We start from the raw sequence: 15,301 nt of genomic DNA, 5'->3' as shown, positions 1-15,301 counted from the left end.
GGCTGGCTTGGGCGGCTTTTCGCCCTCGCCTGCCGACGGTTCAGCGCCCCACCGCCTCGCTGTCGCCGCCGCCGCGCATCCACTTCTTCCCTTCCCGCGTGCCGGCCTCGCGCGCCTTCTGCACGCGGCGCCGTCGCGCCGTCCTGGGATCGGCCACCAGCGGCCGGTAGAGCTCGATGCGATCGCCCTCGCGCACCGCCGTTTCCAGCGTCTTGAGCTTGCCGAAGATGCCGACGCGCAGTGTCGCCGGATCGAGCTCCGGATGGGCCGCCAGCACGCCGCTGGCCTCGATCGCAGCAGCGATCGTGCTGCCGGCGGGCAGTTCGATCTCCTTCATGAACACCGCGTCCGGCTTCGCATGGCAGACCGCCACGCGGACGGTCGCCCCGCCCGGCTCAGCTATTGCCATAGACCACCTCCGCGCGCTTGACGAAGGCGTCGACGAAGGTATTCGCGATCATGCTGAACACCGGCCCGATGATCTTCTCGAGGATGATGCTGGAGAACTCGTAATGCAGATGGAATTCGATCTTGCAGGCGTCCTCGCGCAGCGGAATGAAATTCCAGTAGCCGTTGAAGGTCTTGAACGGACCATCGGCGAAATTCATGGCGATGCGGGTCGGCCGATGCTGCGTATTGCGGGTATGGAAATACTGCTTGATGCCGTTGAAATGGATATGCAGCTTGGCGTCGAGCAACGTCTCGGTCTGCTCGAACACTTCCACGCCGCCGCACCAGGGCAGGAACTTGGGATAGTCCTCGACGCGCGTGACCAGGTCGTACATTCGCTCGGCCGAATAACCGAGCAGCACGGTTTTATGGACGTCTGCCATGAGTTGACGGTTCTGGGCCGATGGCTGTCCACGGGCGACAACCGGGGCCGGTCTGTTTGCTAGAATCCGGATTTTAGCCGACGCGCGCCTGCCCTGGCGCACCCTCCGGCCGGAACGCCGCCATCGGCCGCGGCGCCAGTCATCGTACCAGCGGCCGCCACCGGCGGTCGCCAAACCGGCGGGGCCCGCAGCACGGCGCCGCCGCACCCTACCATCCACCACCACGCATGACCATCGCAGACAACAAGAAGGCCTTCTTCGACTATTTCATCGAGGAGCGATACGAAGCCGGCATCGTGCTCGAAGGCTGGGAGGTCAAGGCAATCCGGGCCGGGCGCGTGCAGATCAAGGAAGGCTATGTGGTGGTGCGCGACGCCGAGCTGTTCCTGATCGGCGCGCATATCAGCCCGCTGCAGAGCGCCTCCACGCACGTCAAGCCCGATCCGGTGCGCACCCGCAAGCTGCTGCTCAAGGCCGACGAGATCCGCAAGCTGATCGGCAAGGTCGAGCAGCGCGGCTATACGCTTGTGCCGCTGAACCTGCATTACACGCGCGGCCGCGTCAAATGCGAGATCGGCCTGGCCAAGGGCAAGAAGCTGTTCGACAAGCGCGAGACCGAGAAGGACCGCGACTGGCAGCGCGAGAAGGCGCGGATCATCAAGAGCGGCGGCAAGGAATAAGTCCCGCCGCCGGTCCTCTCCTCGGCCCTGCCGGGCTAGCCTGGCTTGTCGCTGAATCGGCTAGCCCGCGCTCTTCTGGCTTTTGACGATCTGCAGCGCCGACGCCACCATCGAACTCATTTCGCCCAGGTTGCCCGGCACGATCAGCGTATTGCCGGTCTTGGCCAGATTGGCAAAGGCGCTCACGTATTCCTCGGCGACCTTCAGGTTCACCGCCTCGACGCCGCCCTCCGCGCGAATCGCGCGGCCGATCTTCTCGATCGCCTGCGCATTGGCCTCGGCCACCGCCAGAATTGCCGCGGCCTCGCCCTGCGCCTGGTTGATCGCCGCCTGGCGTTCGCCCTCCGACTGCTGGATCGCCGCCTCGCGCGCGCCCGAAGCCAGGTTGATCTGCTCCTGCCGGCGCCCCTCCGAGGCCGCGATCAGCGCCCGCTTCTCGCGCTCGGCCGTGATCTGCGCCTGCATCGCATGCAGGATCTCCTTCGGCGGCGTCAGGTCCTTGATCTCGTAGCGCAGCACCTTGACGCCCCAGTTCGAGGCCGCCTCGTCCAGCGCATTGACGATGCTGTGGTTGATGAACTCGCGCTCCTCGAAGGTCTTGTCGAGTTCCATCTTGCCGATCACCGAGCGCAGCGTGGTCTGCGCCAGCTGCGTGATCGCGACGACGAAGTTGCTCGAGCCGTAGGACGCCTTCATCGGGTCGGTGACCTGGAAGTACAGCACGCCGTCGACCTGCAGCTGCGTGTTGTCCTTGGTGATGCAGACCTGGCTGGGCACGTCGAGCGGGATTTCCTTCAGGATGTGCTTGTAGGCGACGCGGTCGATGAACGGCAGCACCACGTTGAGCCCGGGCGTCAGCGTCGCGCGATATTTGCCCAGGCGCTCGAGCACCCAGGCGTGCTGCTGCGGCACGATCTTGAAGCTCTGCGCGAGCAGCACGATCACGGCGATCAGGACCAGGAGAGGCAGCACGCTGCCGGCGACGTCTAGCATGGGGACTCCATCGGTTGCTTGAAGGGAAAACGAAGGCGGTGCTGCCCCGCGGCAGCCTAGCGCGGCACCACGACCAGCGTATTACCGCGGACCTCGACGATGCGATAGCGGCCTGGCAGGGCCTCGCCGGGCGCGCCCAGCTCGACCTGCCACTGCGCGCCGCGATACGGCACCCGGGCACGCCGATCGGCATCCCAGGCCGGCACATCGAGCTCCTGGCCGATATCGAGATTGACGTTCGGATCGGTGGCGGCCGCCCCGCGCCGCGCGCGGCCAAAGCGCGAGCGCCGCAGCGCCGCGAAGCCGACCAGCGCGACCACCGCCGCGACGCCGAACTGCGCCGCGACGCCGAGCCCCGACAGCGCCGCGATGCCCGCGGCCACGGCCGCCAGCGCGACCATCAGCAGATACAGCGTCAGGCTGGCCAGTTCCGCAATGACCAGCAGGACCGCAAGGCCGAACCAGATGTGGTAGTCCGCCATGGCGATTCACCCCTCGATATCGTTGTTGCTGTTCTTGTTCTGATGCCGGGCGCGGCCCCATGTGCATCGACCGCGGGCGCGCCCTGCCAAAGCGAAAAACCCCCGCGGCGCCGTGGCGCCTGCGGGGGCATGGCCGCACCCGACCGAGGTAGGGTGCGGCTGACGGTGCCGTTGACTGGCGTTGTCGATCGAATTTACGACGCCAGCTGCCGCCACGTGTCGATCACCGAATCGGGATTCAGCGAGATCGACTTGATGCCTTCCTTGGCCAGCCAGGCGGCGAAGTCCGGATGGTCGGACGGGCCCTGGCCGCAGATGCCGACATACTTGTTCAGCCGAAGCGCGGTCGAGATCGCGCGCGACAGCATGAAACGCACCGCGGGATCGCGCTCGTCGAAGTCCTTGGCCAGCAGCTCCATGCCCGAATCGCGGTCCAGGCCCAGCGTCAGCTGCGTCAGGTCGTTCGAGCCGATCGAGAAGCCGTCGAAGTACTGCAGGAACTCCTCGGCCAGGATCGCGTTGGACGGCACCTCGCACATCATGATCACGCGCAGGCCGTTCTCGCCGCGCTTCAGGCCGTGCTTGGCAAGCAGGTCGACGACCTTCTCGGCCTGGCCCAGCGTGCGCACGAACGGCACCATGATCTCGACGTTGGTCAGGCCCATTTCGTCGCGCACGCGCTTCATGGCCTTGCATTCCATCTCGAACGCCTCGGCGAAGTCCTCGGCGATATAGCGCGAGGCGCCGCGGAAGCCCAGCATCGGGTTTTCCTCGTCCGGCTCGTAGCGCGAGCCGCCGATCAGCTTCTTGTACTCATTGGACTTGAAGTCCGACAGGCGCACGATCACCGGCTTCGGATAGAAGGCGGCGCCGATGGTGGCGATGCCTTCGGCCAGCTTGTCGATGTAGAAGGCGCGCGGGCTGGCATGGCCGCGGGCCACGCTCTCGACGGCCTTCTTCAGGTCGGAGTCGACCTGGGGATAGTCGAGGATGGCCTTCGGGTGGACGCCGATGTTGTTGTTGATGATGAATTCGAGGCGGGCCAGGCCCACGCCGCTGTTCGGGATCTGCGCGAAGTCGAAGGCCAGCTGCGGGTTGCCGACGTTCATCATGATCTTGACGTCGAGCTCCGGCATCTCGCCGCGCTGCACCTCGGTGACCTCCGTCTCGAGCAGGCCATCGTAGATGCGGCCCTCGTCGCCCTCGGCGCACGAGACGGTGACCAGCGTGCCGTCCTTCAGCACATCGGTGGCGTCGCCGCAGCCGACCACGGCGGGCACACCCAGCTCGCGCGCGATGATCGCGGCGTGGCAGGTGCGGCCGCCGCGGTTCGTCACGATGGCCGAAGCGCGCTTCATCACCGGTTCCCAGTTCGGGTCGGTCATGTCGGCAACCAGCACGTCGCCAGGCTGCACGCGCTCCATCTCGCTGGGGTCGTTGATCACGCGGACCGGACCCGTGCCGATCTTCTGGCCGATGGCGCGGCCGGTGGCCAGCACCGCCGAGGTGCCCTTGAGCTTGAAGCGCTGCTCGGCCTTGCCGGCCGACTGGCTCTTCACGGTCTCGGGACGCGCCTGCAGGATGTAGATCTTGCCGTCCTTGCCGTCCTTGCCCCACTCGATGTCCATCGGGCGGCCGTAATGCTTCTCGATGGTCATCGCGTAGCGCGCCAGCTCGCAGACGTCCTCGTCGGTGATCGAGTAGCGGTTGCGCAGTTCGCTCGGCACGTCGACGGTCTTGACGCGGCCGGCTTCGCCCGGCGCGGTGAATTCCATCTTGATCAGCTTCGAGCCGATCGAGCGGCGGATGATCGGGTACTTGCCGGCCTGCAGCGTCGGCTTGAAGACGTAGAACTCGTCCGGATTGACCGCGCCCTGCACCACCGTTTCGCCCAGGCCGTAGCTGGAGGTGATGAAGACCACGTCGGGGAAGCCCGATTCGGTGTCGATGGTGAACATCACGCCCGACGCGGCCAGGTCCGAACGGACCATGCGCTGCACGCCGGCCGACAGCGCCACCACGTCATGGGCGAAGCCTTTGTGCACGCGGTAGGAGATCGCGCGGTCGTTGTACAGCGAGGCAAACACGTGCTTGATCTTGTCGAGCACGTCGTCGATGCCGCTGACGTTCAGGTAGGACTCCTGCTGGCCGGCGAACGAGGCGTCGGGCAGGTCCTCGGCGGTCGCCGACGAGCGCACCGCGAACGACGCTTCGGCGCCCTCGCGCTCCGCGACGCGCGCGTAGTGCTCGCGGATTTCCTGTTCCAGGCGCGGCTGGAACGGTGCGGTGGCGACCCAGTTGCGGATCTCGGCACCGGCCTCGGCCAGCGCCTTGACGTCGTCGACGTCGAGCGCCTTCAGGCGATCGGAGATGCGTTGGGTCAGGTTGTTGTGGGCCAGGAAGTCGCGGAAGGCCAGCGCGGTGGTGGCGAAGCCGCCGGGCACGCGCACGCCGGCGCCTGCCAGCTGGGAGATCATTTCGCCGAGCGACGAATTCTTGCCCCCCACCACTTCCACATCCGCCATGCGCAACTGCTCGAACGGCAGCACGTAGGCGCCGTCATTTGCCAGGTTGGTCATAAATGCCTCAAAACAAAGTAGGAAACCTGTCGCTCACGCCGGAATGTGGTTGGAGTTCTGCTACCGGGCGGATCGCTTTGCTAAACAATCCGGGGCACGGGGGACCGTGGTTTCGATATCGATCGAGACATCCGGTCGGCCATCGCGCTCATTGCGGTCATTGCGGTCATCGCGCCCTTCGCGGCGGATCGGGTCGATGGAATCGGCGGAATGCTGTCGAGCCATTTTGTCGACAATCCCGCTTCGAATCGTCCCGCGCGTGGCGCGCCGTGCAATTGCTTAGCGAAAAGATCGCCGCTATTCTACCGTGCCGCACCGCACTTTCGCGTGCGGCAGGCCCCAAATAATTGTTCAGACATGGATTCCCCCGCCGCGCCGCGCGCCGACAAGCCCGCCGTCCGCACCGTATTTATCGTCTCGGACGGCACCGGGATCACCGCCGAAACTTTCAGTCATTCGATCCTGGCCCAGTTCGAGATGCGCTTTCGCAAGGTGCGAATGCCCTTCATCGATACGCCGGAAAAGGCGCATATGGCGGTCGGCAAGATCAACGAGGCCTTCCATGCCGAAGGCGTTCCGCCGATCGTCTTCACCACGCTGGTCAATGCCGAGTCGAACAAGGCGCTGCGCCGCGCCAAGGGCATGATTCTGGACATGTTCCAGACCTTTATCGAGCCGCTCGAAAAGGAATTGGGCCTGAAATCGACCCATGCGATCGGGCGCTTTCACCAGAATGCCGATACCGAGGCGTACAAGAACCGGATCGAGGCCATCAATTTCTCGCTGGCCCACGACGACGGCCAGTCGCACAAGAATCTGGCCGAGGCCGACGTGATCCTGGTGGGCGTCTCGCGCAGCGGCAAGACCCCGACCAGCCTGTATCTGGCGATGCAATATGGCCTGAAGGCGGCCAATTACCCGCTGATCCCCGACGATTTCGAACGCGGCAAGCTGCCGTCCGCGCTGTACGATTTCAAGCCGAAAATCTTCGGCCTGTCGATCGACCCGCAGCGGCTGTCGGAAATCCGCAATGAGCGCCGTCCCGGCAGCAAATACGCCTCGCTGGAAAATTGCCGCTATGAGGTCAACGAAGCCGAGATCATGATGCGCCGCGAGGGGATCAAATGGCTGTCGTCGACGCACAAGTCGATCGAGGAAATCGCCACCACGATCCTGCAGGAGATCAAGGTCGATCGGGACAATTATTGATCGGCCATTGGGTTGCCTCCCTCTCCCGCCCCTGCGGTAGAGGGGAGCAGCCGAGTCTCGACGCCGACGAGGCGCCCTAGCCCCGCCGCTGCCGCACCGCCTCGAACAGGCACACCGCGGTAGCCGCGGCGACGTTCAGCGATTCGAGCCCGCCGGGCTGCGGAATCCCGACCGTGCGCTGCACCAGCGCCATCCATTGCGCGCTGACCCCCGCCCCTTCGTTGCCGACCACCCAGCCGACCGGCCCGCGCAGGTCCGTATCGAACAGCGCCGCATCCGCGTGCGACGAGGTCGCCAGCAGCGGCACCGCGAGCCGCGGCGCCAGCATCTCGACCGTGCAGTGCTCGACGATATTCAGGTGGAAGTTGGCGCCCATCGCCGCGCGCAGCGTCTTCGTCGACCACGCGAAGGCGCAGCCGGTACCGAGGAACGCATGCTGGATGCCGGCCGCCGCGGCGCTGCGCAGGATCGAGCCGACGTTGCCGGCATCCTGCACGCCGTCCAGCACGATGCAGTCGGTGTCGATGCGCGCGGGCAGATGGCCCGCCGGGGTATCGATCACCAGCATCAGGTCAATGCCGTTGACCACGCCGGTGATCTGCGCGAACAGCGCGTCCGCCAGCACCACGACGCGCTGCTCGTCGATGCGGGCCAGCAGCGCGGCGACCTCGGGATGATCGAGATGGCGCTCGGACACCACGCAGCTGACCGGCTGGCCGAGCGCAGCCAGATAGGCGTCGGCCAGATGCACGCCGTCCAGTACCGACTGGCCGGCCTTGCGCCGCTGATGGGTCGAGCCGGTCAGGGCCTTCAGATGCTTGAACAGCGCGTTGTCGCGCGAGCTGACGTGCTTCACGTTAATCCACGTGGTTCTACGTTATGCCGCAGGGTTATGCCGCCAAGTTATGCCGCAGCGGCTCAGGACAGCGCCGGCCCGGGGCTGACGGCCGCGCCGATGGCGTCGTCGATCGCTTCCATCGCATCGAGCGCGTCGAAGGCATCGATGGTCTCGGCCAGTTCGTCCGGCGAAGGCCGCAGTCCCGCGGCCGCCCCGTCCAGCTCGCCGACCAGCAGCATGGCGTCGGCGCCCAACGGCCCGCGCAGCAGGGCCTCGCGCACGGGCGCGAACGAGCGGCGGTGATGCGGCGTGGCGCCGAAGCGCGCCAGCGCCAGCAGATGCTGCGGCGTGCCGTAGCCGACGTGGCTGTCGAAGCCGTATTCGGGATATTGCGCGTGCAGCGCGACCAGTTCGCGATCGCGGGCGACCTTGGCGAGGATCGATGCCGCCGAGATCGCCTGCACGGTGGCATCGCCCTTGATGACCGCCTCGACCGGATACGGCACGTGCGGGCAGCGGTTGCCGTCGACCTGCACCAGGTCCGGCGAGATGCCGCAGGCGGCCAGGCCGTGGACCGCGCGTTGCATCGCCAGCATCGTCGCGTGCAGGATGTTCAGCGTGTCGATCTCCTCGACCGTGGCAAAGGCGATATGCCAGGCCATCGCGCGCGAGCGGATCTCGTCGAACAGCGCCTCGCGCCGGGCCGCGGTCAGGATCTTGGAGTCGGCCAGGCCCTCGATCGGCCGGGCCGGATCGAGCACCACCGCGGCGGCAAACACCGGACCGGCCAGCGGCCCGCGTCCGGCCTCGTCGACGCCGCACAGCCGCTGCGCCATCGCCGCGGCGGGCGACAGCGACAGGCCCAGCTGCGCCTCGGCGGCGGCGGCCTTGGCGGCCTTGCCGGGCCTCGTTGCCTTCGCGGCCGTGGCGGCCCTGGTCTTCGCGACGGCCTTGCCGGCCTTGGCGGCGCCAGTGGCAGTTCCGGCGGCGGCACCGCTGCCGGGATTGCGCGCAGGCAGCCGCGCCATCAGCCGGCCCTCCGGCTGCGCAGCAGATCGACCACCACGTCGGCGGCGATATCGGCGGTATTGCGGCGCAGGGTCTGGTGCATCTGCGTAAAGTGCTCGTACAGGAAGGCGGTGTTGTCCTGGTCGTTCAGCTGCAGCAGCGTCTCGCGCGCCAGCGCCTCGGGCGTGGCGTCGTCCTGCAGCAGCTCCGGAACGACGAAGCGTCCCGACAGGATATTCGGCAGGCCGACATAGGGCAAATAGCCCTGCCGCTTCATGATCTGCGCGGTCAGCCAGGGCACCTTGTACGAAATTACCATCGGCTTCTTGTACAGCGCCGCCTCCAGCGTCGCGGTGCCGCTGGCGAGCAGCACCACGTCGGCCGCCTCCATCGCCAGGTGCGACTGGCCGTCGACGATGGTGACATCGAGTTCGGGATATTCGCTGGCATGCGATTCGATCACGGCCCGCAGCGACGCATTGGCGGCCGGCACCACGAAGGCCAGCGCGTTGTCCATCTGCCGCATCTGCGCCATCGCGGCGAAGAACGTCGCGCCCAGGTGCCGGACCTCGGACTGCCGGCTTCCCGGCAGCACCGCCACCACGCGGCGCCCGGGCAGCAGGCCCAGCCTGGCGCGCGCGCCGTCGACGTCGGGCACCATCGGAATCACGTCGGCCAGCGGATGGCCGACATAGGTCGCGGCGATGCCGGCCTTGGCGTAGATCTCGGGCTCGAACGGGAACAGGCAGAGGATATGGTCGACGGCTTTCGCGATGGTGCGGATGCGCCCGCCCCGCCAGGCCCAGATCGACGGGCTGACGAAGTGCACGACCGGGATGCCGGCGCGGCGCAGCGGCACCTCCAGGCCGAAATTGAAGTCGGGCGCGTCGACGCCGATGAAGCACAGCGGCGGATCGGCCAGCAGCCTGTCGCGGATCGCGCGCCGCGTGGCGAGAATCTCGCGCAGCGAGCCCAGCACCTCGACATAGCCGTTGACCGACAGGGTCTCCATCGGCCAATGGGAGACGAAGCCCTGCGACATCATGCGCGCGCCGCCGATGCCCGAGTAGGACACCGCGTCGCCGAGCCGGGCCCGCAGCCCCGACAACAGCAGCGAGGCAAGCAGGTCGCCCGAGGCCTCGCCGGCCACCATCGCAATCTCGCCACGCAGGTCGGACAGCGCCGACGGGGCCGCGGCGGCCTGGGATTCGAATACCGGAATCGGCTGCATTTTCGCGTCGGCCATGGCGACGCCGGGCTTCAGCGCACGATGCCGCGCTTGGTCGCGGCGATGAAGTCGAGGAAGGCGCGCAGCGGCACGGCGGTGCTCGCATCGGCCTGGGACAGCATCTGGCCGATCTCGGCCTGGGCCTGGTCGAAGCCCAGGTCCGACTTGTACAGCAGCTTGTAGGCCTGGCGCAGCGCGGCGATCTGGCCGGCGTCGAAACCGCGGCGGCGCAGCCCTTCGACGTTGATGCCGTGCGGCGTGGCCTTGTTGCCGTTCTTGTCGCTGGCCGCGATCACGAACGGCGGCACGTCCTGCACCAGCGCCGAGGCGCCGCCCAGCATCGCATGGTCGCCGATGCGCACGAACTGGTGCACCCCGCTCATGCCGCCGAGGATGGCCCAGTCGCCGACCTGCACGTGGCCGGCGATCTGCGCATTGCTCGAGAACACGGTGTGGTTGCCGACGCGGCAATCGTGCGCGATATGCACGTACGCCATGATCCAGTTGTCGTTGCCGATGCTGGTCACGCCCTCGTCCTGCACCGTGCCGGTATGGATCGTGGTGAATTCGCGGATGCGGTTGCGGTCGCCGATCACCAGCCGGGTCGGCTCGTCGCGGTACTTCATGTCCTGCGGCGCGCCGCCGACCGAGGCGTACGGCCCGATGCGGTTGTCCGCGCCGACGGTGGTATGGCCTTCGATCGTGGTATGCGCACCGATCACGGTACCGCTGCCGATCCGCACATGGGGACCGACGATGGAAAACGGTCCGACGCTGACGTCGGCCGCCAGTTCGGCCTTCGGGTCGACCAGGGCGGTGGGATGGATTTGCGTCATGCGTGAAAGTCCTATCGATCTTGGGGTGGGCGGCGCGTCCGCCGTGGCGGACGCCGCGTCAAGACGGCGCCTGGCGCCGTGTCTTCAGGCGTCGGCCTGCTTGACGGTGCACATCAGTTCGGCCTCGCAGGCGACCTTGTCTTCGACAGTCGCGTAGGCCTTGAATTTCCAGATGCCGCGGATATAGCGTTCGACCGAGACATGCATATGCAGCTGGTCGCCCGGATAGACCACCTGCTTGAAGCGGGCGCCGTCGATGCCGACGAAGTAGTACAGCGAGCCTTCCTTGCGCTCCATGTCGGCGCCGAAGGTCAGCAGGCCGGCCGACTGCGCCAGCGCTTCGAGGATCATCACGCCCGGCATCACCGGCGCGCCGGGGAAATGCCCCTGGAAGTACGGCTCGTTGATGGTGACGTTCTTCAGCGTCTTGATGCGCTTCTGCGGCTCGAACTCGAGCACGCGGTCCACCAGCAGGATCGGGTAGCGATGCGGCAACAGCTTCAGGATCTGGCGGATGTCGATGTCGGTGGCGGTCATGATGATTTCTCTTCCGTATTCTTTGTCGTGGCGTCCGGGCCCTGCCCGCGCAGGCGCTTCTCCAGCTGCATCACGCGCTCGCGCAGCTTGGACAGCCCCCGCACGATGGCGGCGTTGCGCTCCCAGTCGGCATGCGGCAGGAAGGGAAACACGCTGGTGAAGTGCTGGCCCGGCCTGGCGATCGATTTGGTGATCGAGGTCCCGCCTGATACCGTGGTGCGATCGGCGATCTGCAGATGGCCGGCGAAATTGGCCGAGCCGCCGATCATGCAGAAGCGGCCGATCCGGGTGCTGCCGGCCACCGCGGCGCAGCCGGCGATCACGGTGTGGGCGCCGACGCGCACGTTATGCGCGATCTGGACCTGGTTGTCGATCTTGCAGCCTTCCTCGATCACGGTGTCGCCCATCGCGCCGCGGTCGACCGCGGTGTTGGCGCCGATCTCGACATCGTCGCCAAGCACCGCGCGGCCGGTCTGCGGAATCTTGACGTATTCGACGCCGTCCGGGCGGATGTCCGGCGCAAAACCGAAACCGTCGGCGCCGATCACCGCGCCGCTGTGGACGATGCAGCGTTGCCCGACCACGCAGCGGTGATAGATCGATACGTTGGCGTACAGCAGCGTGTCGTCGCCGATCTGCGCGCCCGCGCCGATATAGGTGTTGGCCAGCACGCGCACGCGCTCGCCGAGCCGGGCGCCGGCTTCGATCACGACATTGGGGCCGATATAGCAGGAGGCGGGGACCACCGCATCGTCGGCGACGCTGGCGCGCGGATCGATGCCGGTGCGCGGGTCGTGGTTGGCGGCGCGGTCGAACTGCTGCGCGATGCGGGCGAAGCAGACGTAGGGATTGCGCGCGACCAGCCAGTTGCGGCCGTCGGCGTGGCCCTGCTCGCGGATGCGCTCGAGGTCGGCCGGCGAGACGATCACCGCGGCGGCCGACGAGGTCAGCGCCTGCGGCAGATACAGCGGATTGGACAGGAAGGACAGCTGCCCTTCCCCGGCCTGATCGAGCGGCGCGAGGCCGCGCACGGCCAGCGTGGGATCACCCACAACTTGCGCGCCGGTGTCCGTGGCGAGCTGACCCAGTGTGGGTGTCTTCATCGCGGTACTTCCTGGAACGACGAACGCGGACGGCTTACTTGCCGCCGGCGTTCAGGGCCTTCATCACATCGTCGGTGATGTCGATGCGCGGATTGACGTAGACGGCTTCCTGCACGATCAGATCGTACTTGCGCTGCTCCGCCAGTTGCCGGATCACGCGGTTGGCGCGCTCGAGCACCTGCGCCAGTTCCTCGTTGCGGCGCTGGTTCAGGTCCTCGCGGAACTCGCGCTGCTTGCGCTGGAATTCGCGGTCCAGATCGGCCAGCTCGCGCTGGCGGCGCTGGCGGTCGGCGTCCGCCAGCACGGCGGTGTCCTTGTCGAGCCGGTCGGCCATGCCCTTGATCTTCTGGGCCATGTCCTGCAGCTCGCGGTCGCGCTTGGAGAACTCCTGCTCCAGCTTGACCTGGGCCTGCTTGGCAGGCTGCGAATCGCGCAGGATGCGCTCGGAATTGACGGCGGCAATGCGGGTTTCCTGAGCGCCGGCGGGCGCGGCCACCGCCAGTGCGGCCGCCGCCGCGGCGGCGACGGCAAACGATTGGATGATGCGGGTTGTATTTTTCATGAATCGACCTCTGTCAGAACGCGGTACCGATCTGGAACTGGAAGCGCTGGGTGCGGTCGCCCTCTTCGCGCTTGAGCGGGAAGCCCACGCTGACCTTCAGCGGACCGATCGGCGACAGCCACGACAGGCCGAGGCCGGTCGAATACCGCAGATCGCTGAAGCGCGGCGCCTCGCCTTCCTGGTACACGTTACCGAAATCAAAGAACGTAAAGAGCCGCAGCGTGCGGTCCACGCCGGAGCCCGGCAGCGGGAAGATGAATTCGACGTTGCCGATCACCTTCGAGGCACCACCGATCGGGTTGCCGTTCTGGTCCTTCGGGCCCAGCGTGCTGGTCTGGTAGCCGCGCACCGAGCCGATACCGCCGGCGTAGAAGTACTTGAAGACCGGGAAGTCCTTGCCGGCGTAGCCGTGGCCGTAGGCGATCTCGCCGTTGAACGCCAGCGTGAAGGCCTTCGACAGCGGATAGTAGTACTGCTGCTGCAGCGTGGCGCGGTAGTACTGCGTATCGCCGATGCCGGGCAGGCCGACTTCGAGGTTGGCCTGCGTGTACGGACCCTTGGTCGGGATCAGCGCGCTGTCGCGGCGATCGCGCGCCCAGCCGATCGTGAACGGGAAGTTGTTGGTGACGTCGCCGTTTTCGCGCACCCAGCGCTGGTACTGGATCGGCGTGTTGTTCGACACCGTCAGCTCGGTCCGCTCGTAGCCGATGCCGAAGAACACCGTGTCGTTCTCGGAGAACGGCACGCCGAACTTGAAGCCGCCGCCGGTCGACACGATCCGGTAGTCCTGGTCGCCGATGTAGTACAGCGGGCGCGAGGTCCGGTAGTAGATGTCGGTGGAGCGGCTGATGCCGTCGACGGTGAAATACGGGTCGTACTGCGTCAGGGCAATCGTGCGGAACGACTTCGCGGTGTTGACGTCCAGGCCCAGGCTGGTACCCGAACCGAACACGTTGTCCTGGCGCAGGCCGGCCTGCAGCACGAGCTTGTCGGTCGACGAGAAGCCCATGCCCAGGCTGATCTGGCCGGTCGGCTTCTCGGTGACGTTGACGTTCACATCGACCTGATCGGGCGCGCCCGGCACGTCCTCGGTGGTGATGTTGGTGTCGGTGAAGTAGCCGGTGCGGTTGATGCGGGCCTGCGATTGCGTCAGCTTCTCGCTGTCGAACCACGAGCTTTCCATCTGGCGCATCTCGCGGCGCACCACCTCGTCGCGGGTCTTGCTGTTGCCGACCACGTTGACGCGGCGCACGTAGACGCGGCGGCCCGGGTCGACCATCAGCGTCAGCGCGACCTCGCGCTTCTCGCGGTCGATCTGCGGCTGCGGATTGATGGTGGTGAACGCATAGCCGTAGGTGCCCATCAGGTCGGTGATGGCCTTGGTGCTCTGCGTCAGCTTTTCCGACGAGAAGATGTCGCCCTTCTTCAGGGTCAGCAGCTTCTCCATTTCTTCCTGCTTGCCGAGCAGCTCGCCGGCGAGGCGGATGTCGGACACCTTGTACTGGTCGCCTTCCTTGATGTTCAGCGTCAGGTAGATGTCCTTCTTGTCCGGCGTGATCGACACCTGGGTCGATTCGATCGCGAACTCGAGATAGCCGCGGTTCAGGTAGAACGAGCGCAGCGCCTCCAGGTCGGCCGTCAGCTTCTGCTTCGAGTACAGGTCGTTCTTGGTGTACCAGGACAGCCAGTTCGGCGTGGACAGCTGCATCTCGTCGCGCAGCGTGCCTTCCTTGAAGGCCTTGTTGCCGACGATATTGATCTGCCGGATCTTGGCGATCGGGCCTTCGTCGACGTTGAACACGACGGAGACGCGGTTGCGGTCCACCGGCGTGATCGTGGTCTGCACCTCGGCCGCGTAGTAGCCGCGCGCGACGTACTGGCGCTTCAGTTCCTGCTCGGCCTTGTCGATCAGCGCGCGGTCGTAGTAGCGCGCCTCGGCCACGCCGACGGCCCGCAGCGAACGGCGCAGCGTGTCCTTGTCGAATTCCTTGATGCCGACGAACTCGAGCTGCGAGATGGCCGGGCGTTCCTCGACGTGGACGACCAGCACGCCATCCTCGGCGCGGATCTGCACGTCCTTGAAGAAGCCGGTGTTGTAGAGCGCGCGGATCGCGTCGGCGCCCTTGTCGTCGGTGAAGGTCTCGCCTACCTTGACTGGCAGATAGCCGAAGACCGTGCCGGGTTCTACCCGCTGCAGACCTTCAACCCGAATATCCCTGACCACAAACGGATCCGCGGCCCAGCCCGCCGGTGCCCAGGCCGCGATGATGGCACTCGCCAGCATGCTAAGCGAGATGCGCTTATGTCTGATCAATCTTGATCCCCTCTTTGATTCCATGCAGGATTGGGCTCTGATGCTTCGCCGGGCGGCCTCGCGACGAGGTCCGCAACGGTACGCCGTGGCCGGTGCCAC

Annotated in this window: 15 protein-coding genes; 2 read left to right on the top strand and 13 right to left on the bottom strand. The window is 66.5% G+C overall.

From position 1 onward, the window contains the following. Window positions 1-40: 40 nt before the first annotated feature. The gene (locus tag K7G19_RS20505) at window positions 41-409 is read right to left on the bottom strand and encodes an RnfH family protein (protein ID WP_226108860.1); all 369 of its coding nucleotides are present in this window, start codon (window positions 407-409) and stop codon (window positions 41-43) included. Beyond that, window positions 396-833: a type II toxin-antitoxin system RatA family toxin gene (locus K7G19_RS20500; protein ID WP_226108858.1), complete on the bottom strand. Its 438-nt coding sequence runs from the start codon at window positions 831-833 to the stop codon at window positions 396-398. Before K7G19_RS20500 ends, K7G19_RS20505 begins: the two co-directional genes overlap by 14 nt. A gap of 227 nt (window positions 834-1,060) precedes the next feature. Here K7G19_RS20500 and smpB point away from each other — a divergent pair, with 227 nt between their 5' ends. Continuing rightward, entirely contained in the window at window positions 1,061-1,513 is a 453-nt protein-coding gene (gene smpB / locus K7G19_RS20495) for an SsrA-binding protein SmpB (protein WP_006579356.1), read from the top strand. 60 nt (window positions 1,514-1,573) lie between these two features. Here the strand turns inward: smpB and K7G19_RS20490 are convergent, their stop codons facing one another. The 3 genes from K7G19_RS20490 to ppsA all read right to left on the bottom strand — a co-directional run bounded on the left by K7G19_RS20490 (window position 1,574) and on the right by ppsA (window position 5,567). Further along, window positions 1,574-2,506 carry an SPFH domain-containing protein gene (locus tag K7G19_RS20490; RefSeq protein WP_226108856.1) on the bottom strand — a complete coding sequence of 311 codons (933 nt, stop codon included), beginning with the start codon at window positions 2,504-2,506 and terminating at the stop codon, window positions 1,574-1,576. A gap of 56 nt (window positions 2,507-2,562) precedes the next feature. Further along, entirely contained in the window at window positions 2,563-2,988 is a 426-nt protein-coding gene (locus K7G19_RS20485) for an NfeD family protein (protein WP_226108854.1), read from the bottom strand. A gap of 194 nt (window positions 2,989-3,182) precedes the next feature. Further along, window positions 3,183-5,567: a phosphoenolpyruvate synthase gene (ppsA, locus tag K7G19_RS20480; protein WP_149319019.1), complete on the bottom strand. Its 2,385-nt coding sequence runs from the start codon at window positions 5,565-5,567 to the stop codon at window positions 3,183-3,185. A gap of 357 nt (window positions 5,568-5,924) precedes the next feature. Here ppsA and K7G19_RS20475 point away from each other — a divergent pair, with 357 nt between their 5' ends. Continuing rightward, window positions 5,925-6,776 carry a pyruvate, water dikinase regulatory protein gene (locus tag K7G19_RS20475; RefSeq protein WP_149319020.1) on the top strand — a complete coding sequence of 284 codons (852 nt, stop codon included), beginning with the start codon at window positions 5,925-5,927 and terminating at the stop codon, window positions 6,774-6,776. A 76-nt stretch (window positions 6,777-6,852) separates the two neighbouring features. On the opposite strand, the gene K7G19_RS20470 is transcribed toward K7G19_RS20475, so the two are convergent. The 8 genes from K7G19_RS20470 to bamA all read right to left on the bottom strand — a co-directional run bounded on the left by K7G19_RS20470 (window position 6,853) and on the right by bamA (window position 15,202). Then, window positions 6,853-7,632, bottom strand: coding sequence for an RNA methyltransferase (locus K7G19_RS20470; RefSeq protein WP_149319021.1), 780 nt, complete (start codon window positions 7,630-7,632; stop codon window positions 6,853-6,855). A gap of 62 nt (window positions 7,633-7,694) precedes the next feature. After that, window positions 7,695-8,450, bottom strand: coding sequence for a ribonuclease HII (rnhB, locus tag K7G19_RS20465; protein ID WP_226108938.1), 756 nt, complete (start codon window positions 8,448-8,450; stop codon window positions 7,695-7,697). Window positions 8,451-8,641: 191 nt separating this feature from the next. After that, a complete protein-coding gene (lpxB, locus tag K7G19_RS20460; protein WP_223819404.1) occupies window positions 8,642-9,775 on the bottom strand; it encodes a lipid-A-disaccharide synthase in 1,134 nt (377 codons plus the stop codon). A gap of 107 nt (window positions 9,776-9,882) precedes the next feature. Continuing rightward, entirely contained in the window at window positions 9,883-10,686 is an 804-nt protein-coding gene (lpxA, locus tag K7G19_RS20455) for an acyl-ACP--UDP-N-acetylglucosamine O-acyltransferase (RefSeq protein WP_226108852.1), read from the bottom strand. Window positions 10,687-10,770: 84 nt separating this feature from the next. After that, window positions 10,771-11,223, bottom strand: a complete 453-nt coding sequence (gene fabZ / locus K7G19_RS20450; protein ID WP_149319024.1) for a 3-hydroxyacyl-ACP dehydratase FabZ — start codon at window positions 11,221-11,223, stop codon at window positions 10,771-10,773. Continuing rightward, a complete protein-coding gene (gene lpxD / locus K7G19_RS20445; protein WP_226108850.1) occupies window positions 11,220-12,326 on the bottom strand; it encodes a UDP-3-O-(3-hydroxymyristoyl)glucosamine N-acyltransferase in 1,107 nt (368 codons plus the stop codon). The genes fabZ and lpxD overlap by 4 nt, the downstream gene beginning before the upstream one ends. A 34-nt stretch (window positions 12,327-12,360) precedes the next feature. Next, window positions 12,361-12,888 carry an OmpH family outer membrane protein gene (locus K7G19_RS20440; RefSeq protein ID WP_149319026.1) on the bottom strand — a complete coding sequence of 176 codons (528 nt, stop codon included), beginning with the start codon at window positions 12,886-12,888 and terminating at the stop codon, window positions 12,361-12,363. A gap of 13 nt (window positions 12,889-12,901) precedes the next feature. Next, the gene (gene bamA, locus K7G19_RS20435) at window positions 12,902-15,202 is read right to left on the bottom strand and encodes an outer membrane protein assembly factor BamA (protein WP_043438778.1); all 2,301 of its coding nucleotides are present in this window, start codon (window positions 15,200-15,202) and stop codon (window positions 12,902-12,904) included. Window positions 15,203-15,301 lie beyond the last annotated feature (99 nt).

This window comes from Cupriavidus sp. DB3, assembly GCF_020418465.1.
Lineage (GTDB): Bacteria > Pseudomonadota > Gammaproteobacteria > Burkholderiales > Burkholderiaceae > Cupriavidus > Cupriavidus cauae.
Note: the sequence above shows the minus strand (reverse complement) of the source record. Positions and strands in the feature narration are given on the sequence as shown.

What these genes read in the sequence shown, in the direction of transcription:
- K7G19_RS20505 (WP_226108860.1), bottom strand. Translation starts at nt 409, where the DNA reads ATGGCAATAGCTGAGCCGGGCGGGGCGACCGTCCGCGTGGCGGTCTGC.
- K7G19_RS20500 (WP_226108858.1), bottom strand. Translation starts at nt 833, where the DNA reads ATGGCAGACGTCCATAAAACCGTGCTGCTCGGTTATTCGGCCGAGCGA.
- smpB (WP_006579356.1), top strand. Translation starts at nt 1,061, where the DNA reads ATGACCATCGCAGACAACAAGAAGGCCTTCTTCGACTATTTCATCGAG.
- K7G19_RS20490 (WP_226108856.1), bottom strand. Translation starts at nt 2,506, where the DNA reads ATGCTAGACGTCGCCGGCAGCGTGCTGCCTCTCCTGGTCCTGATCGCC.
- K7G19_RS20485 (WP_226108854.1), bottom strand. Translation starts at nt 2,988, where the DNA reads ATGGCGGACTACCACATCTGGTTCGGCCTTGCGGTCCTGCTGGTCATT.
- ppsA (WP_149319019.1), bottom strand. Translation starts at nt 5,567, where the DNA reads ATGACCAACCTGGCAAATGACGGCGCCTACGTGCTGCCGTTCGAGCAG.
- K7G19_RS20475 (WP_149319020.1), top strand. Translation starts at nt 5,925, where the DNA reads ATGGATTCCCCCGCCGCGCCGCGCGCCGACAAGCCCGCCGTCCGCACC.
- rnhB (WP_226108938.1), bottom strand. Translation starts at nt 8,450, where the DNA reads ATGGCGCAGCGGCTGTGCGGCGTCGACGAGGCCGGACGCGGGCCGCTG.
- lpxB (WP_223819404.1), bottom strand. Translation starts at nt 9,775, where the DNA reads ATGGTGGCCGGCGAGGCCTCGGGCGACCTGCTTGCCTCGCTGCTGTTG.
- lpxA (WP_226108852.1), bottom strand. Translation starts at nt 10,686, where the DNA reads ATGACGCAAATCCATCCCACCGCCCTGGTCGACCCGAAGGCCGAACTG.
- fabZ (WP_149319024.1), bottom strand. Translation starts at nt 11,223, where the DNA reads ATGACCGCCACCGACATCGACATCCGCCAGATCCTGAAGCTGTTGCCG.
- lpxD (WP_226108850.1), bottom strand. Translation starts at nt 12,326, where the DNA reads ATGAAGACACCCACACTGGGTCAGCTCGCCACGGACACCGGCGCGCAA.
- K7G19_RS20440 (WP_149319026.1), bottom strand. Translation starts at nt 12,888, where the DNA reads ATGAAAAATACAACCCGCATCATCCAATCGTTTGCCGTCGCCGCCGCG.